Origin of the sequence: Achromobacter sp. HNDS-1, from assembly GCF_040084795.1 — a bacterium.
Taxonomy (GTDB): Bacteria; Pseudomonadota; Gammaproteobacteria; order Burkholderiales; family Burkholderiaceae_B; genus Achromobacter; species Achromobacter ruhlandii.
Window position 1 is genome coordinate 4,459,107 of sequence record NZ_CP157584.1, and the last position, 18,292, is coordinate 4,477,398.

At 69.2% G+C, this 18,292-nt stretch carries 11 protein-coding genes; all 11 read left to right on the forward strand.

The window, feature by feature from the left end:
- Positions 1 to 4 precede the first annotated feature (4 nt).
- The 11 genes from ABFG95_RS20685 to ABFG95_RS20735 all read left to right on the forward strand — a co-directional run bounded on the left by ABFG95_RS20685 (position 5) and on the right by ABFG95_RS20735 (position 18,229).
- Positions 5 to 5,992, forward strand: coding sequence for a DUF3320 domain-containing protein (locus ABFG95_RS20685; protein WP_348994881.1), 5,988 nt, complete (start codon positions 5 to 7; stop codon positions 5,990 to 5,992).
- Positions 5,993 to 6,393: 401 nt separating this feature from the next.
- Entirely contained in the window at positions 6,394 to 7,122 is a 729-nt protein-coding gene (locus ABFG95_RS20690; protein ID WP_198512915.1) for an META and DUF4377 domain-containing protein, read from the forward strand.
- A 148-nt stretch (positions 7,123 to 7,270) separates the two neighbouring features.
- Positions 7,271 to 7,798, forward strand: a complete 528-nt coding sequence (locus ABFG95_RS20695) for a sigma-70 family RNA polymerase sigma factor (protein WP_006389156.1) — start codon at positions 7,271 to 7,273, stop codon at positions 7,796 to 7,798.
- A 6-nt stretch (positions 7,799 to 7,804) separates the two neighbouring features.
- Positions 7,805 to 8,755, forward strand: a complete 951-nt coding sequence (locus tag ABFG95_RS20700) for a FecR domain-containing protein (protein ID WP_348994882.1) — start codon at positions 7,805 to 7,807, stop codon at positions 8,753 to 8,755.
- 87 nt (positions 8,756 to 8,842) lie between these two features.
- Complete coding sequence (locus tag ABFG95_RS20705) at positions 8,843 to 11,287, forward strand: TonB-dependent siderophore receptor (RefSeq protein ID WP_348994883.1); 2,445 nt, start codon at positions 8,843 to 8,845, stop codon at positions 11,285 to 11,287.
- 94 nt (positions 11,288 to 11,381) lie between these two features.
- A complete protein-coding gene (locus tag ABFG95_RS20710; RefSeq protein WP_348994884.1) occupies positions 11,382 to 12,437 on the forward strand; it encodes a hypothetical protein in 1,056 nt (351 codons plus the stop codon).
- A gap of 269 nt (positions 12,438 to 12,706) precedes the next feature.
- The gene (locus tag ABFG95_RS20715) at positions 12,707 to 13,042 is read left to right on the forward strand and encodes a hypothetical protein (protein ID WP_054495668.1); all 336 of its coding nucleotides are present in this window, start codon (positions 12,707 to 12,709) and stop codon (positions 13,040 to 13,042) included.
- Between the two features lie 116 nt (positions 13,043 to 13,158).
- On the forward strand, positions 13,159 to 15,927 hold the full coding sequence (mgtA, locus tag ABFG95_RS20720; RefSeq protein ID WP_348994885.1) for a magnesium-translocating P-type ATPase: 2,769 nt from the start codon (positions 13,159 to 13,161) through the stop codon (positions 15,925 to 15,927).
- 18 nt (positions 15,928 to 15,945) lie between these two features.
- Positions 15,946 to 16,140 carry a hypothetical protein gene (locus tag ABFG95_RS20725; protein WP_100505510.1) on the forward strand — a complete coding sequence of 65 codons (195 nt, stop codon included), beginning with the start codon at positions 15,946 to 15,948 and terminating at the stop codon, positions 16,138 to 16,140.
- Between the two features lie 389 nt (positions 16,141 to 16,529).
- The gene (locus tag ABFG95_RS20730) at positions 16,530 to 17,609 is read left to right on the forward strand and encodes an ATP-binding protein (RefSeq protein ID WP_238908008.1); all 1,080 of its coding nucleotides are present in this window, start codon (positions 16,530 to 16,532) and stop codon (positions 17,607 to 17,609) included.
- Positions 17,606 to 18,229 carry a response regulator gene (locus tag ABFG95_RS20735; protein ID WP_175203102.1) on the forward strand — a complete coding sequence of 208 codons (624 nt, stop codon included), beginning with the start codon at positions 17,606 to 17,608 and terminating at the stop codon, positions 18,227 to 18,229. The genes ABFG95_RS20730 and ABFG95_RS20735 overlap by 4 nt, the downstream gene beginning before the upstream one ends.
- The last annotated feature ends 63 nt before the right edge of the window (positions 18,230 to 18,292 follow it).

Consider the following 18,292-nt stretch of genomic DNA (forward strand, 5'->3'; position numbering starts at 1 on the left):
ATCGATGGACAAGCGACTAGAGCTGGAACCCGCGGCGATTCAGGAGGGTGCGGCGCATGCCACCGGGCCGGCCAGCCCGGTCCCGGGCACGCCGGACGCGGTCGCGATCGAGATCGAGGCCGATCCGACGCTGGGCTACGCGTCGATCCAGAACGCGGTGCCGGTCCTGCGCTCGCTGCGGCTGAGCAACCGCTCGCAGGAGACGTTCGAGGACGTCGAGGTCCACATCCGTTGCAATCCGGCCTTCGCACAGCCCGTGCGGCTGCGCTTCGACGCGCTGGTGCCGGGCGAAATCCGCCGCATCGCGCCGCTGGACCTGGCGCCCGACCATGCCTACCTGGCCGAGCAGCAGGAGGCCCAGCGCGCCGCCATCGAGGTGACGGCGCTGGCCGGCGGGCGCGAAGTGGGCCGGGCCGCGCAGGCCGTGGCCGTGCTGGCCTACGACCAGTGGGCCGGCACGCGCGCCCTGCCGGAACTGCTGGCCGCGTTTTCCATGCCCAACAACCCGGCCGTGGATGGCTTGATCGGCAAGGCCGCCCGGCTGCTGCGCGAGCAGCACAACGACCTGACCATGAACGGCTACCAGTCCAAGAGCCGCGACGTGGTCTGGAAACAGGTGTCGGCGATCTACAGCACGCTGGCGGCCGAATCGCTGCATTACGCCGAGCCGCCCGCGTCGTTCGGCGTCGACGGCCAGAAGATCCGCACGCCCGACCGCATCCTGGAGGCCCGCGTGGCCACCTGCCTGGATCTGGCCATGCTGTTCTCGTCCTGCCTGGAGCAGGCCGGGCTGCGTCCCGTGATCCTGATGAAGGAAGGCCACGCCTGGGTGGGGGTGTGGCTGCATCCGGCCTGCTTCGCCGACCCGCTGACCGATGACGTGCAGGCCGTGCGCAAGCGCGTGGACAGCGGCGAGTTCCTGGCGTTCGAAACCACGGGCATCGCCCAGCATCCGAATTTCCGGCCGTCGCTGCGCCTGGCGTTGGAACAGGGCGCGGCCCACCTGCGTGAAGACGACGCTTTCCGCTATGCCATCGACGTGCATCGCGCGCGCGAATTGCAGATCAAGCCGCTGCCGTCGCGCGCCGGCGCCACGGCGCCGGAGGGGGGCGACGCCGCCGAGGCGCCCGCCGCGATCGAGCCGACGCCCGACCTGCCGCCGCTGGACCCGGAATTCGTCATCAGCCTGGAGCCGGCCGACGACAGCCCCGAGGGCCGCCTGGCCAAATGGAAGTCGCGCCTGCTGGACCTGACGCTGCGCAACCGCCTGCTGAATTTCAAGAACACCAAGTCGACGCTGCCGCTGGTGGCGCCCGACCTGGCCCGCCTGGAAGACGCCATTGCCGATGGCAGCGAGTTCCGCATCCGTCCGTTGCCGGCGGCCTTGATGGAGGGCGGCGATCCGCGCGTGGCGCAGGTGCATGTCGACCGTGGCGGCCGCGCGCCGCTGGACGACATGGCGCTGGAGGCCCTGGGCAACCAGGAGCTGATCGCGCGCGTGCCGCAGGAGGCGCTGGATGCCAACCTGCTGACCCTCTTCGGCGCCGCGCGCACCGGCCTGGAGGAGGGCGGCGCCAATACGCTGTACCTGGCGATGGGCATGTTGCGCTGGACCGAGCATCCCGCCGCCGAGAGCGCCCACCTGGCGCCGCTGATCCTGATGCCGGTGTCGCTGCAGCGCCAGTCGGTGCGCAGCGGTTTCCGGCTGGTGCGCCACGATGACGAGACCATCATCAACCCCACGTTGTTGCAGATGCTGCGCAACAACTACGAGTTGCGCATCCCCGGCCTGGACGTGCTGCCGACCGATGACAAGGGCGTGGATGTGGCGCGAGTGCTGCAGGCGTTCCGACTGGCGGTGCGCGAGATCGCCGGTTGGGAAGTGCTGGAGCAGGTGCATCTGGGGATCTTCTCGTTCACCAAGTACCTGATGTGGAAGGACCTGCAGGACCGCAGCGGCCAGCTCAAGGCCAACCGCGTGGTGCGGCACCTGATCGACCATCCCGGCCAGGCCTTCGCACAGGAGCCCTGGGATCCGCGTTTCGAGCGCCTGGACGAGAGCTACCGGCCGCAGGACCTGTTGACGCCGCTGCTGTCGGATTCTTCGCAATTGAAGGCGATCTGCGCGGTCGACGCCGGCCGCGACCTGGTGCTGGAAGGCCCGCCCGGCACCGGCAAGAGCCAGACCATCACCAACCTGATCGCGCACCTGCTGGCGCGCGGCAAGACCGTGCTGTTCGTGTCGGAAAAAATGGCGGCGCTGGAGGTGGTGCACCGGCGCCTGGCCAACATCGGGCTGGCGCCGTTCTGCCTGGAGCTGCATTCGTCCAAGGCGCGCAAATCCGAAGTGCTGCAGCAGCTTGGCCGGGCGCTGGAACTGGGCGGCCAGCGCACCAGCGAGGAGTGGAACCGCGAGGCCGAACGCCTGGGCGTGCTGCGCCAGGAGCTGAACGGACTGGTCGAAGCGCTGCATCAGCGCCACGCCAATGGCCTGACGGTCTATGACGCCATCGGCACCTGCATCCAGCACGCTGGCCGGGAGGCGTCGCCGATGTACTGGCCCGATGCCCAGGCGCACGACGAGAAGGACCTGGAGCGGCTGCGCGAGGCGGCGCGGCGCATGTCGACGTTGTCCGGGGAGCTGGGGGCGCTGCACGGCCACGCGCTGGCGCACATCGGCATGACCGAGTGGAGCCCGAGCTGGCAGGACGCGCTGCTGGCGGCGGCTCAGGCGCTGGACCAGGCGGTGGACGCGTTCAAGACCTGCGTGGAGGCCGCCGGCGAGGAACTGGGCGTGCCGGCCGCGGGCTTGAGCCTGGACGCCTACGCGCGCCTGGACACGCTGATCGACGTCCTGCTGGCCGCGCCGCAGGTGCCCGCCGGCCTGGCCGCGCAGGCGCATGACCCGGCCGCGCGTCTGCGGGTGCAGGCCCTGGCCCGCCATGGCCTGGCGCGCAATGCGCATTGGGCCGATGTCGGCGCGCAATGGCAGGCGCGCCTGGCGGACCTGGACGCGGCGGCGCTGCGGGCGCAATGGCAGGCCGCCTGCGCCGCCTGGTGGCCCAAGTCGCTCTTCGCCAGGCGTGGGGTGCGCAAACGCCTGGCGGCGCTGCGCGTCGATGCGCGCCGTCCGGACGACGCCGCTATTGCCGCGATGCTGGAACCGCTGGCGCGGGTCAACGCCGAGGACCGCGAACTGGCGGCGCTCAAGGCCGATGCCGAGCGCCTGTTGCAGAATGACTATGCCGGGCTGGACACGGATTGGGAGCAGGTCGGGCGCCACGAGCAGTGGGCCGAACGTTTCGCCGAGGCGGTCACGCTGATGGCCGGCGATCCGGCCATGGCGTCCGCGCTGCGCACGCGCCTGCAGCCGCTGGTGGGCGAGAACCGCGCCTTGCTGCAGCCGGGCGCCGCGCTCGGCCAGCGCCTGCTCGACGCCCGCAACGCGTGGCGCGGGCTGCGCGATCAACTGGCCGTGGTGGAGGCGCTGGCGCATCCCGCCGCGCCGTTGGCGGGCCTGCCGCAGGACGGCGGCGCGCTCGAACGCCTCCAGGGCGTGCTGGCCGGATGGCGGCTCAACAGACAGAGCCTGATGCCGTGGTGCGTCTGGCGCCAGGCGCGCGAACAGGCGGTCGTCATGCAGTTGCAGGGGCTTGTGGCCACGCTGGAGGCGGGGCGCGTGCCGCTGGCCGGGGTCGAGGCGCATTTCGAATTCAGTTATCGCAACTGGTGGGTCAAGAAGGTCATTGACCGGTCGCCGTTGCTGCGTTCGTTCTCCAGCGCCGACCACGATCGCAAGATCCGCGAGTTCCGCCTGGCCGACGACCGCTTCCAGCAGCTCACCTCGGCCTATATCGCGGCATTGCTGGCCGGCAAGGTGCCTGCCAACAACGCCGTCCTGGTCAGTCCCGACAGTGAGCTGGGCCTGTTGCGCCGCGAATTGCAGAAGAAGACGCGCCATGTGCCGGTGCGCCAGCTGATGCAGCGCCTGCCTTCGCTGCTGCCGCGCCTCAAGCCCTGCCTGTTGATGTCGCCGCTGTCTGTCGCGCAATACCTGGATGCCGGTCACTCGCAGTTCGACGTGGTGGTGTTCGACGAAGCCTCGCAGATTCCGGTGTGGGATTCGATCGGCGCCATCGCGCGCGGCCAGCAACTGGTGGTGGTGGGCGATACCAAGCAGCTGCCGCCCACCAGTTTCTTCAGCAAGTCCGCCAACGATGACGACGGCGCCGGCGACGATGGCCAGGTGGAAGACCTGGAGAGCATCCTGGACGAATGCCTGGGCGCCGACATGAACCGCCTGCGGCTGCAGTGGCATTACCGCAGTCGCCACGAAAGCCTGATCACGTTCAGCAACGTGACCTACTACGATTCGCAGCTGATCACCTTCCCGTCGCCGGTCACCGACGACGTGGCGGTGCGGCTGGAACGCGTGGCCGGGGTCTACGACCGCGGCGGCAGCCGCAGCAACCGCGCCGAGGCCGAGGCCATCGTCCAGGGTATCGAGCAGCATTACCTGGACCCGGCGCGCCGCCGCCAGAGCCTGGGCGTGGTGACGTTCAACCAGCCGCAGCAGTCGCTCATCGAAACCCTGCTGGACGCGCGCCGGCGCGCCAATGCCGCCCTGGACAAGGCGATTTCGGCGCAGGCGCGCGAGCCGTTGTTCATCAAGAACCTGGAGAACGTGCAGGGCGACGAACGCGACGTGATCTATTTCTCGATCACCTACGGCCCCGACGCGGCCGGCAAGATGACGATGAACTTCGGCCCGCTCAATGGCGAGGGCGGCCATCGCCGCCTGAACGTGGCGATCTCGCGGGCCCGCGAAGGCGTGGTGATCTACAGCACGCTGCTGCCGCAGCAGATCGACCTGTCGCGCGTGCGCGCCGCCGGCGTGCGCGACCTGAAGCATTACCTGGAGTTTGCGTTGAAGGGGCCGCGCGCGCTGGTGGAACAGTCGCTGCCTACCGGCCGTGAACCCGACAGCCCCTTCGAGACGCAGGTCATCAAGGTGCTGCGCGAGCGCGGCTGGGTGGTGCATCCGCAGGTCGGCTGCTCGGGCTACCGCATCGACATGGGCGTGGTGGATCCGCGCGCGCCCGGCCGCTACCTGCTGGGCATCGAGTGCGATGGCCGCGCCTACCATGCCGGCGCCACCGCGCGCGACCGCGACCGGCTGCGGCAAGTGGTGCTGGAAGGCCTGGGGTGGCGCCTGCACCGGATCTGGTCGACCGACTGGTGGATCAATCCCGAACGCGAAGTGGAAAAGCTGCTGGCGCGTCTGGAGGCGGAACAGGCGCGCGAGGGGGAGGTGGCCGCGCCGGAGCCGGAAGTCGCGCCCGAGGCGCCGGACGCCGCGGACGACGACGTCGCATTCAGCATCACCACCGAGGGCGAGGCGCAGCCGCGCCAGGCCGGTCCGGCAGGCGCGCCGGCGGGCGGCATCGAGACCTACGCGGTGGCCGCGCTGCCAGCGGGCGATGCGCAGGCGTTCTACGTCCAGGCCAGCAACGCGCGGCTGAGCGCCGAATTGCGCCAGGTGATCGAGACCGAAGGCCCCTTGCCGGAAAGCGTGCTGCATCGCCGGGTGGCGCGGGCCTGGGGCCTGGAGCGCACCGGCACGCGCATCGTCGAGCGCCTGCGGCAGCTGACACCGGCAGACATCGGCCGCACGCAAGAAGGCGAGGTCACGTTCCTCTGGCCCGCGGGCACGCGGGCGGCGGACTGGGCGGGCTTTCGCGGCGCCGGCGACGATGAGGTCTCGCGCCGCCGCGTCGACGACGTCTGCCTGGAGGAGCTGGCCAACGGCGTGCTGCGGGTGCTGGCCATGACCGGCAACGCCCCGCGCGCGGATGTGATCAAGTCGGTCTGCCGCCTGCTGGGCCAGTCGCGCACCCCGGCGGACGCCGAGGCGCGGTTGGGCCAGGCGCTGGCGGCGCTGCTGGCGCAAGGCCGGGTGCGCGAGGACGCGGGCATGCTGCGGGTGGATTGAGGCACCGCGGCGCGCCTCGGGCAAGAACGCCGCAAAACGCTGCATCACTGTGTGCAATGTTGCGGTTGGCGCGACGCGTAAGTGTCAGTCTGTAATCACATGGCGGGACGCGAGCGGCCCGCGCCGCGCCGCGCCATTCGTGGCGCCGCCGCAGGAGCGGCGCGAGGCGGACGCAGCCTTTGGTGTCAGCTTGTGTTCAGTCGGGCGGCAAGATTTTGATACGTCCGAGGGCAGGACTCGCCTATTTCGTCCATGGCGCGGACGTAGAATCGCGGTTTTCATCAGTGCCACACGGCTGATAGGAACAAACCATGAAAAAGACAATTCTCCTGGCGTCGGTCTGCGCCGCCTTGCTGCAGGCTTGCGCACCGGTTTCCCACACTGGCGAAGGATCTTCCACCATGTCCACCTCTTCCTCGACGCCCGCCGCCAACGCATTGAGCCTGCCGGCCTACTACTGGCGCCTGGTGTCGGCCACCGAGGCCTCGGGCAAGTCCATCCCCGCGCTGCAGAAGGGCGTTGAGCAGCCCCTGCGCCTGTCGTTCACGGCCGACGCGCTGAACGTGCGCGGCGGCTGCAACACGCAGTTCGGCGGCTACACCTACAAGGACGGCGTGCTGCGCGTGGCCAATCTGGCCTCGACCATGAAGGCCTGCGAGCCGGCCCTGATGCAACTGGATGCCGAGATCGGCCAGCGCCTGAAGGGCGACCTGCGCGCCACGCTCGGTGGCGAGTCCACCGAACCGACCCTGGAACTGGTGGCGCAGGACGGCAGCGTGCTGAAGTTCGTCGGCGAGCCGACGCCGGAAACCCTGTACGGCAGCGCCGGCGAAATCATGTTCCTGGAAGTGGCGCCCAAGCGCGCCGATTGCAGCCATCCCATGATCCCGCGCTACCAGTGCCTGATGGTGCGCGAGCGCCGCTACAACGAGGCCGGCGTGCAACTGCCGCCGCAGGAAGACTGGCACCCGCTGTACCAGTCGATCGAAGGCTACGACCACCGCGATGGCGTGCGCACCGTGCTGCGCGTCAAGCGCTACGACTGGAAGAACCCGCCGGCCGACGCGCCCTCGAAGGTGTACGTACTGGACATGGTGGTCGAGCAGGACGCCTCGGGCAAGAAGAAGTAAACGCCGGCCGCGCCCATCCGGGCGCGGCGCCTCAAGCGGCTCCCCGCGCGCCCCGGTCGCGGAAAGGGAAGGCGGCGGATTGAACGCCTTCATCAATAATGATTACAATTCCCATTCCCGAAATTCACAAGGCGCTGACGCGACGGCCATGTCGTCCACGGAATCCCTGGAGCACCGCGAGCTGGGCAGGCTCTATCGCGACCATCACGGCTGGCTGCGCGGCTGGCTGCTGCGGCGCCTGAACGTGCCGGCCGAGGCCGCCGACCTGGCCCAGGACACCTTCCTGCGGCTGCTGGCCTCGCCGGCGTCGATGGCGCAATTGCAGGGCGTGCGGCAGCCGCGCAGCTTCCTGGCCACGGTGGCGCAGCGCACGCTGGTCGACCACATCCGCCGCCAGGTGCTGGAACGCGCCTGGCTCGAAACCCTGGCGCAGCAGCCCGAGGCCAGCGCCATATCGCCCGAGACGCGGGCCATCCTGCTCGAGACCATCCGCGAGATCGACGCCATGCTGCACGGCCTGGGCGACAAGGTGCGGCGCGCCTTCCTGATGTCCCAGCTGGAAGGGGCCAGCTATGCCGAGATCGCCGCCCGCCTGGGCGTGACGGTCAGTTCCATCAAGAAGTACATGGCGCGCGCCACCGAGCATTGCCTGGTGTACGCGCTGGCCCGGCAGTAGGCGACCATGGCGGACAAGACCATCGCCGCGGCGGCGCAATGGTACGCGCGGCTCTGCGCGGACGACGTCAGCGCGGCCGAAGTGGCGGCGCATGGGCGCTGGCTGGCGGCCGATCCCGAACATGCGCGCATCTGGAGGCAGGTGGAACGGTTGCGCGGCACGCTGGGAGCCGCGCCGGCGCGCCTGGCTGCCGACACGCTCAATCGTGCCGACCAGCATTTCTCGCGCCGCCGCGCCGCATTGCGCAACGGACTGGGCGCGGTGGCGCTGTTGGGCGCCGGCGGCCTGGCGGCCTGGCGCACCCTGCCGATGGAGCGGATGCTGGCCGACTACCGCACCGGGGCGGGCGAGCGCCGCGAACTGCGGCTGGCGGATGGCACCTTGCTCTGGCTGGACAGCGCCAGCGCGGTCGACGTGACCGTCGACGCCGGCCAGCGGCGCATCTTCGTGCACGCCGGCGAGATCCTGGTCGATACCGACAACGTCCGTCCCGGCCTGCCGCCCTTGCGCGTGCTCACCGCGCACGGCGCGGTGCGGCCCTTGGGCACGCGTTTCATCGTCACGCGGCAGGACGATCTGACGCGGGTCGCGGTGCTGCGCCATGCGGTGGCGCTGGAACCCGCGACGGGCGGCGCGCCCGTGATCCTGAAGGCGGGCGAGCAGGGCACGCTGGCGCCCGCGGGGGCGCAGGCGGCCGGGGCCATCACCGGCGAGCCCGACGCCTGGACGCGAGGCCTGCTGGTGGTCGACAACTGGCGCTTGGACGACTTTATCGCCCGGCTCGACCGTTATCGGCCCGGGCTGCTGCGATGCGACGATGCCGTGGCGGCGCTGCGCCTGTCCGGGGCCTTTCCCGTCGACGACACCGACCAGGCGCTGGCCGCCGTGACGCGCGCGCTGCCTGTGAACATCGTGCGCTTTACCCGTTATTACGTCCGCATCGTCGCCCGCCACTGATTTTTTTTCGCTCGGCATTGTCCTTTTTCCGCGCTCGTCCGACTTAGCAGGGATTACGTCGGATCTGCCACACGGAAACCTGAGTCCATGCCTTCTGTACCCTTGCTTCGTCACTCCGCCAAACTCGCGCCCCTGGCGCGCGCCCTTGTCATCGCATTGACCACCCTGGGCGCCACGCCGTCCGCGCAGGCGCAGGCCGTTCCCGGCGCGCAGGCGTCGCGCCACTACGAGGTGCCGCCCGGTCCGCTGGGCCTGGCGCTGAGCCGGTTCGCCGCCCAGGCCGGGGTGGTGCTGTCGTTCGACGCCACGCTCACCCAGGGCCGCCAGAGCGCTGGCCTGCAGGGCGACTATGGCGTGGCCGCGGGCCTGGCGGCGATGCTGTCGGGCACCGGGCTGGAGGCCGTCAACCAGGGCGGCAACCGCTATGGCCTGCGCGCCGCCAATGCGCAGACCCTGGCGCCGGTCGAAGTGCTGGGCGCGCGCGAACCCGTCCCGAGCGAAGGCACCGATTCGTATACGGTCGGCGTATCGAACACCGCCACCCGGCTGCCGATGACGCTGCGCGAGACGCCGCAGTCGGTCTCGGTGATGACGCGCCAGCGGCTCACCGACCAGGGCCTGAACACGCTGGAAGACGCCATCGTCAACACCCCGGGCCTGACCTTCAAGAAGAAGGGCTCGGCCGACGACAACGAGAAGGGCCTGTATGCGCGCGGCATGGAAATCACCAACATGCAGGTCGACGGCGTGCCGACCCACAAGGACTTCAATGCACTGGGGCTGGACACGGCGCTGTATGACCGCATCGAAGTGGTGCGCGGTTCCACCGGGCTGCTGAGCGGGGCGGGCAACCCGGCCGCCTCCATCAACCTGGTGCGCAAGCGGCCGACCCGCGAGTTCGAGGCCGGCGTCGGCGCCAGCATCGGGTCATGGGACTACAAGCGCACCGAGTTCGACCTGGGCAGCCCGCTGGATGCGTCGGGCAAGCTGCGCGGGCGGCTGGTGGGCGCCTGGCAGGAGGGCGGCTCGTTCATCGACCGCGTCAAGCAGGATTCGCAACTGCTGTATGGGGTGGTCGAGGCGGACCTGACCGAGCGCACCCTGCTGACCCTGGGCGCGGAATACCAGCGCAAGAAGTGCACGGCGTGCTCGTACTTCGGCTTTCCCGCGTACTACGCCGATGGTTCCAAGACCGATTTTCGGCAACGGTTCAATTCCGCCACCAACTGGAGCCGCCAGGAACGCACGCGCTACAACGTCTTCGCCACGCTCGACCACGAGTTCTCGTCATCATGGAAGGGGTCGCTGACGCTGTCGCGCACCGGCGACGACAATGACCGCACCTATGGCTGGTTCAGCAGCAACGGCTGGGCCGATCCGCAGACCGGGCAGGGCGCCTCGGTCTGGGTCGCCAAATGGCCGATCCCCAAGACCCAGAACGCGCTGGACGCCAGCCTCAGCGGCGCCTTCGACGCGCTGGGCCGCCGCCACGACCTGGTGCTGGGCGTGAGCCTGTCGCGCACCCGGGGCGACTACGATACCTATCCGCTGTGGACCGCGCCCGGCTATGACCCGGTCATCCCGGACGTGCGCGCCTGGGATGGCGACATGCCGCAACCGCAGTGGCAAGCCACCGGCAAGCGCTACTACACCGAGAAGCAGAACGCGGTCTATGGCGCACTGCGCCTGCGGCCGACCGACGCGCTGTCGGTGATCCTGGGCTCGCGCATCACCTGGTGGGACCAGCAGGCCTCCTACACCTACAACGACGGCTCGGCCTACCCGGACAACATGCGCGAGCAGGGCGTGTACACGCCGTATGCCGGCGTGGTCTACGACCTGACGCCGACGCTGTCCGCCTACGCCAGCTATACCAGCATCTTCCTGCCGCAACAGGCCCAGACCGTGTCGGGCAGCGGCATTGCGCCGATCAAGGGCAATACCTACGAGATCGGCCTGAAGAGCGCCTGGCTGGACGGCCGCCTGAACGGCGCGCTGGCGCTGTTCCGCACCCGCCAGGACAACTACGCCATGCTGGACGGCGACAAGCTGGCGCCCAACGGCGACAACGCCTATGTCGCCGCCAACGGCGCGGTGTTGCGCGGCGTGGAGGCCGAGCTCAGCGGTGAACTCATGCCCGGTTGGCAGATGCAGCTGTCGTATGCCTACGTGGACCGCCGCCTGCCGACGGGCTTCTCGACCCAGGTCGGCCTGCCGCGACACATCGCCAAGCTCTACACCACCTACCGCCTGCCCGGCGCCTGGAGCGCGCTGACCGTCGGCGGCGGCGTGCGCTGGGAAAGCCAGAGCGGCTTCACCAGCCGCGGCCCCGGCGGGCAGCAATTCGATTCCTCGCAGAGCAGCTATGCGCTGGTCGACCTGATGGCGCGCTACCAGTTCAACCGACAATGGTCGGCCACGTTGAATCTGAACAACGTGCTGGACAAGAAGTACTACGCCAGCACCAACGTCTACAGCAATTACTACGGGGCGCCGTTCAGTGCGATGCTGGGGGTGAATTACCGCTATTGATCCGCGCCGGTCGGCGCGGCCGGCAGCTTTCGGTTTTGGGTGGGGGCCGTTTGTGCCATAGTGGTGTCCCCCGATTCACTATTCCTGTCCGCCCATGCCGACCTCTTTTGCCTCGCTTGCCGCCGCGCTCCGCTCCCCGGTCACGTCAGCCGACGACGTGGAGACCCTCGATGCGTTCTTTCAGCGCCCCGAGGTGCGCGCGTTCTACGAGGAAGCCCAGGATCCGGCGCACACCAGCGCCAGCCTGCGGTTCTGCGCCGAACTGCTGCCGTCCCTGCACCCCAGCCGGGCAGCGGCGCTGGCGCTGATGTGCGGCTCGCTGGTGGAGGACGGCGCCGATCCCGTGCTGCTGTTCCCCGCGTTGCAGGCGTTGCTGGGCCCGTGGTTGCGGACCCTGCGGCCGTATTGCGCGCTGGAGGTCGAGGACGACGACGCCGAAGTCGAGGAAGCCGACCGCCTGGCCTGGAAAGACGCGGTGGCGCGGCTTGAAGCCATTCCCGAGGACCGGCGCTGGGAACTCGATGCGCAGGTCGCCGCCATCGACACCCTGGTGCTGCCGATGATGGCCATGCTGATGCGCGACCAGCGCAATCACCAGGCCTTCGTCGCCGACGCCGAACTGATGGACCTGCTGTACGCCATGACCACGCTCAACGACAACCTGCCGTTCGAGCAGCTGCACTACCTGTGGCTGGCCTCGCGCATCAGTTACGAGGAAGAACTCGTGGTGGTGCTGCCCACCTCCGGCACGGGCTTCGTGGCGCGGGCGCACGGCATCAACAACAATTTCCACGCCTTCACGCTGTTGCAGAACCTGATGCGCGACCACGTCCAGGCCCTGGGCGTGCGCCGCGAGATCGCCGCGCGCGAGCCGGACGCCGAGCGCGACAGCGCCGATTTCCAGTGGTTGCAGGCTGATGCCTATGCGGATGGCGCGCTCGTCAACGACATGCGTTTCGCCTGGGGCGAGGCGGCGCTGCGCGACAACCTGGCCAGGCACGGCAAGCGCGTGCTGATCGCGCTGGAGACCGAGGACGGCATGCAGCGCAACTGGTCGGGCTTCAACGGCGCGATCCATGATGCGCAGCAACCGTCGATGACGTTCGTGCGTTATCTGACAGCGGATGAGGTAGCGGCGTACCTGGCATGAGGTCATCGCTAACGCTATACCAAGGTATACGTTCCATGATCTGTTCGGAACACCGGTGCAGACCTACACTGCCGCCTGTTGCCACCCTATAGGAGCCCGCCGTGGAAGACGACGGAAGTACCAGAACCCACGGCGCACGCCGGGTCTAGCGGGTCTGCACGTTTTTTCTGCCAGCCGCCACGCCCGTCCGGATCGACCCGGAGCCGCGACGGCTTGCATGCGCCACCTGAACCCCTGCGGGCGGAATCGCCTGTTTCCAGGAGACGCGCATGCTGTCCCATATCCTGTCCCCCAACCCCGTGCGCCGCGCGGCCCCCGCGCCGGCCTTCATCAACCTGACGTTTTACGGCAGCCCCGCCGTGCTGGCCCTGATCCGCAAGCGGCTCTACGAGGAGCTGCGGCAGCGTGCCGAGACCGTGACGGACGTGCGCTATTCGGCCGACGGCGAGCAAGCCTGCACCGCCGTCTGCCTGCGCAGCGACAGCGGCAATCCGTGGCCCGTGATCACCTGGCTCAGCGACCTGTGCCGCGATCTGGGCGTGCAGACACTGCGCGTCGGCGTGGCCCCGGCGCCGCGGGCGCAGGCGGCGCCGGTCCCGCATTGATTCCGCCTTACCCGATTCTCAATATCCACCAAGCCCGCGCGGGCCGTGGACGGGGGCTGCTCGCGTCTTGACGGGGCGGCTCCCGCCGGCGGCGCGCGCGGGCGGGAGCAGCGAACATGAAACCAATCCAGGAAGCCTCCCTGCCGGCCCCCCAGGGTCCGCGCGGCGAGAAAGCGCCCGCCACCGCGACGGCGGGCAAGACCCGCGCCATGCCCGTGGCGCGCCACGCCGGGCTGTCGGTGCATGACAGCCTGCAGGCCCTGCAAGCGCACCGCGAGGGTCTGACCGAGGCCGAGGTGGCGGCGCGCCGCGCCATCGATGGCCTGAACGAAGTGGCGCATGACAAGCCGGCGCCAGCCTGGCTGCAATTACTACGCGCTTTCCGCAATCCCTTCGTGCTGGTGCTGCTGGGGCTGGCGGCGGTGTCGTACTTCACCGACATCCAGTTCGCCGCGCCCGCCGACCGCGACTGGACCGGCATCGTCATCATGTTGACCATGGTGACCATCAGCGGGCTGCTGCGTTTCATCCAGGAGTACCGTTCCGGCCGCGCGGCGGAAAAACTCAAGTCGATGGTGCGCAGCACCGCCACCGTGTTGCGGCGGGGCAGCGTGTCGGGCGAACCGGCGCGGCGCGAGCTGCCGATGAACGAACTGGTGCCCGGCGACATCGTCGAACTGCAGGCGGGCGACATGATCCCGGCAGACATCCGCCTGCTGCAATCGCGCGACCTGTTCATCAGCCAGGCCATCCTGACGGGCGAGGCGCTGCCGGTCGAGAAGTACGACACGCTGGGCAGCGTCAGCGCCAAGCGCGCCGAGGCCAAGGCAGGCGAGAACGCCGAGCTGCTGGACCTGGCCAACATCTGTTTCATGGGCACCAACGTGGTCAGCGGCACCGCCACGGCGGTGGTGGTGGGCACCGGCCCGAATACCTATTTCGGTTCGCTGGCCAGGAATGTGGTGTCGACCAAGCGGGTCGAGACCAGCTTCGACCGCGGCGTCAACAGCGTGTCTTGGCTGCTCATCAAGTTCATGCTGGTGATGGTGCCGATCGTGTTCGTCATCAACGGCGTGACCAAGGGCGACTGGGTTACCGCGCTGACCTTCGCGCTGGCCGTGGCGGTGGGGCTGACGCCGGAGATGCTGCCCATGATCGTCTCGGCCAACCTGGCCAAGGGCGCGGTGGCGATGGCGCGGCGCAAGGTGGTGGTCAAGCGACTGAATTCGGTGCAGAACTTCGGCGCCATGGACGTGCTGTGCACCGACAAGACCGGCACCTTGACGCAGGACCGCATCATCCTGGAACACCACTTCAACGTCGATGGCGAGGTCGACGACGAGGTGCTGCGGCTGGGCTGGCTCAACAGCGCCAACCAGAGCGGCCAGCGCAACCTGATGGACCGCGCCATCCTGGCGCGCGCGCGCGAACTGCGCGGCTGGGAACGCAGCGCGATGCACGAGAAGGTCGATGAGATCCCGTTCGACTTCGTGCGCCGGCGCCTGTCGGTGGTGGTGCGCAGCGTCGATGGCGGCCTGGAGATGATCACCAAGGGCGCGGTCGAGGAAATGCTGGCGGTCAGCACCGGCGTGGTCATCGATGGCCAGGAGCGGCCGCTGGACGCGGCCATGCGCAGGCGCCTGCTGCGCAGCGCCGAGGCGTACAACCAGGACGGATTCCGCGTGCTGCTGGTGGCCTCGCGCCGCCTGGAGGACACCGGCCGCACGCAGTTCCAGGCCGGCGATGAAAGCGGGCTGGTGCTGCGGGGATTCCTGACCTTCCTGGACCCGCCCAAGGATTCGGCGCAGGCGGCGATCCGCGCGCTCAATGACTATGGCGTGGCGGTCAAGGTGCTGACCGGCGACAACCCCATCGTCGCCGCCAAGGTCTGCCGCGACGTGGGCCTGGACCTGGGCAACGATGACGCTCGCATCCTGCTGGGCGCCGACATCGAGCGGATGGATGACGTGGCGCTGTGCCGGCGCGTCGAAGGCGTGGTGCTGTTCGCCAAGCTGACGCCGCTGCAGAAGTCGCGGGTGGTCAAGGCGCTGCAGGCCAACGGCCACACCGTGGGCTTCCTGGGCGACGGGATCAACGATGCCCCCGCGCTGCGCGACGCCGACGTCGGCATTTCGGTGGACAGCGGCGCCGACATCGCCAAGGAAACCGCCGATATCGTGCTGCTGGAAAAGGACCTGATGGTGCTGGAGCAGGGCGTCATCAAGGGCCGCGAGACCTTCGGCAACATCCTCAAGTACCTGAACATGACCGCCAGTTCGAACTTCGGCAACGTGTTTTCGGTGCTGGTGGCCTCGGCCTGGCTGCCGTGGGAGCCGATGCTGTCGCTGCAGCTGCTGATCCAGAACCTGGTGTACGACATCTCGCAACTGACCCTGCCGTGGGACCGCATGGACGACGAGTTCCTGAAGAAGCCGCGCAAGTGGGAAGCGGGCAACATCCAGCGCTTCATGCTGTGGCTGGGACCGACCTCGTCGGTGTTCGACATCACCACGTATTTCCTGATGTGGACGGTGTTCGGCGCGGGCGCGGCCTATGCCCTGCACGGCGGCGACGGCGGCCAGACCATCATGAATTCGGGCTGGTTCATCGAGGGCCTGGTATCGCAGACCTTCGTGGTGCACATGCTGCGCACCCGCAAGATCCCGTTCCTGCAGAGCACGGCGTCGCTGCCGGTGCTGTTGTCGACCACCGCCGCGATCGCGCTGGCGTGCTGGCTGCCGTTCTCGCCGATCGCCGAGTCGATCGGGTTCGTGGCCCTGCCGCCGATCTACTTCGGCTGGCTGGCGCTGACCATCCTGGGCTACATCGCGCTGACGCAGCAGGTCAAGACCTTCTACATCCGCCGCTACGGCCGCTGGTACTGACATGCCGGGAGAGACGACATGGAAAAAGCGTTCGAGGAAATGCGCAAGTTTTCGCGCGACATGCACGCCTACGAGATCGAACGGGCCGCCTTGCGCCGGCCCGGACAGACGCCGGACCTTCCGGACGGTCCGCTGATCCCGCTGCGGCTGCTGGTGCCGATGCTGCTGGCGTGGATGTTGGGTGTGGGCGGGATCCTGTGTTTCCTGCCCTGACGGCGAGACGGGCAGGCGGGCGGCGAGGCGCCGCCCGCCTGCCTCAGGCGATGCGGTGCAGCGCCTGGAGCACGCCGAGCGCGATCCAGATGCCGACGAGCACGGCGCCGCGGACGATCCAGAGGGCCTTGATGGACGGTTTCATGGGGAGGCTGCCGGTAGGCGTTGGCGGGACGGCGCGGCCCGCGGACGCGTCGCTGGGGGACCCGAAAATTATAGGAACCGGCCCCCGCCCGGGCGAGGCGCCATTGGGATGGCGGGCCTATACCTTGGTATATGCCGGCTTTCCGATAGTGCGCGGCGGCCCGCGCCTATCTCTACAATGGCGTCTCGCGGTGCGCGGCCATCGGGGCCCGGCGCCGGCGTCCATTCAACGGGGTGGCAGCGCCATGTTCCTCAAGCCGGCCAGGTATCTGAAGCAGCGTCCCGGCGCGGGCGTCGCATTGCTGGTGGCGCTGATGGCGCTGGTGTTCCTGGTGGACACCTTCACCCGCCTGGAAATCGCCGTGGCGGTGTTCTACGTGGCGGTGATCCTGGCGGCGCTGAGCTTCCTGCCGCGGCGCGGCGTCACCATCGTGGCGGTGGCGTGCGCGGCGTTGACGCTGCTCAGCCTGTACCTCACGCCCAACGGCGGCGTGCTGCGCGAGCTGGGGCTGATCAATGCGCTCATCAGCATCGCCGCCATCGGCGTGACCACCTACCTGGCGCTCAAGCGGGCGGCGGCCGAGGACGCGGCGTTCGAGGCGCGCGCGCAGCTGGCGCGCATGGCGCGCATTCACAGCCTGGGCGAGCTGACCGCGTCCATTGCCCACGAGATCAACCAGCCGCTGGCGGCCATCGCCACCAGCGGCAGCGCCTGCCAGCGCTGGCTGGAGCACGATCCGCCCAACATCGAGCGGGCCCTGCGCGCGCTGCAGCGCATGACCGGCGACGTGCACCGCGCCAGCGAGGTGGTGGCGCGCATCCGCCGCGATGCGCGCAATGCCGCGCCGCAACGCGAGCGGCTGGACCTGGCCGACGTGATCGGCGAGGTGCTGGAGCTGGCTGGCGACGAGCTGGCGCGCAACGACGTGGTGGTGTCCACCCGCATCCAGGAGCGCGTGCCGGCGGTGCTGGGCGATCGCGTGCAGCTGGGGCAGGTGCTGGTCAACCTGGTGCTCAACGCCATCGAGGCGATGCAGCAGACCCCGGCCGGCGCGCGCCATCTGACGTTGCGCCTGTCGTGCCAGGCGCCGGGGCAGGTGCAGTGTTCGTTGACCGACACCGGCCCGGGCCTGGACCCGCAGGCGCGCGAGCGCCTGTTCGATACCTTCTGGAGCACCAAGCCGGAGGGCACCGGCCTGGGCCTGACCATCAGCCGCGGCATCATCGAGAGCCACGGCGGCCGGTTGTGGGCCGAGCCCGCCGCGCGCGAGGGCGCGGTGTTCTGTTTCATGCTGCCGGCGGCGGCCAAGGATGAGTCTTCATGATCGCGAGCACGCGGCCCGAGCCGGCCACCATCCACATCGTCGATGACGACGCCTCGCTGCGCGAGTCGCTGGAGGACCTGATGCATTCGGTCGGCCTGCCGGTGCGCGGCTATGGCTCGGCGCAGGAATTCCTGGACGCCGATCCGGGCGCCGGCCCCGCCTGCCTGGTGCTGGACGTGCGCCTGCCGGGCCAGAGCGGCATGGACCTGCTGCGGCGCCTGCAGCAGGCGCGGCGGCGCATGCCGGTGGTGATGATCACCGGCCACGGCGACATCCCCATGTCGGTCGCGGCGATGAAGCTGGGCGCGGTGGACTTCCTGACCAAGCCGTTTCGCGACCAGGACCTGCTGGACACCATCCACGCGGCGGTGGAAAAGGATCGGGCGCACCTGGCCAGCGCGTCGGGATCGGACGAGGTCCAGGCCCGCTGGGACACTTTGACCGACGGCGAGAAGGCGGTGATGGAGCGGGTGGTGCGCGGCATGCTGAACAAGCAGATCGCGGCCGAACTCAACGTCAGCGAGATCACGGTGAAGGTGCGGCGCGGGCGCGTCATGCGCAAGATGCAGGTGCGCACGCTGGCGGACCTGGTGCGCGCGGGCGGGCAACTGGGCGGTTAGCGTCCCTGGCCATGGAACGGCGTGCGGCCGGTCGCGGCTGGCAGGCCGCCGCCGCCGTGTACA

Excerpts from the sequence above, each read along its gene's own strand:
- ABFG95_RS20685 (WP_348994881.1), top strand. The coding sequence starts at position 5 with ATGGACAAGCGACTAGAGCTGGAACCCGCGGCGATTCAGGAGGGTGCG.
- ABFG95_RS20690 (WP_198512915.1), top strand. The coding sequence starts at position 6,394 with ATGTCCACCTCTTCCTCGACGCCCGCCGCCAACGCATTGAGCCTGCCG.
- ABFG95_RS20695 (WP_006389156.1), top strand. The coding sequence starts at position 7,271 with ATGTCGTCCACGGAATCCCTGGAGCACCGCGAGCTGGGCAGGCTCTAT.
- ABFG95_RS20700 (WP_348994882.1), top strand. The coding sequence starts at position 7,805 with ATGGCGGACAAGACCATCGCCGCGGCGGCGCAATGGTACGCGCGGCTC.
- ABFG95_RS20705 (WP_348994883.1), top strand. The coding sequence starts at position 8,843 with ATGCCTTCTGTACCCTTGCTTCGTCACTCCGCCAAACTCGCGCCCCTG.
- ABFG95_RS20710 (WP_348994884.1), top strand. The coding sequence starts at position 11,382 with ATGCCGACCTCTTTTGCCTCGCTTGCCGCCGCGCTCCGCTCCCCGGTC.
- ABFG95_RS20715 (WP_054495668.1), top strand. The coding sequence starts at position 12,707 with ATGCTGTCCCATATCCTGTCCCCCAACCCCGTGCGCCGCGCGGCCCCC.
- mgtA (WP_348994885.1), top strand. The coding sequence starts at position 13,159 with ATGAAACCAATCCAGGAAGCCTCCCTGCCGGCCCCCCAGGGTCCGCGC.
- ABFG95_RS20725 (WP_100505510.1), top strand. The coding sequence starts at position 15,946 with ATGGAAAAAGCGTTCGAGGAAATGCGCAAGTTTTCGCGCGACATGCAC.
- ABFG95_RS20730 (WP_238908008.1), top strand. The coding sequence starts at position 16,530 with ATGTTCCTCAAGCCGGCCAGGTATCTGAAGCAGCGTCCCGGCGCGGGC.
- ABFG95_RS20735 (WP_175203102.1), top strand. The coding sequence starts at position 17,606 with ATGATCGCGAGCACGCGGCCCGAGCCGGCCACCATCCACATCGTCGAT.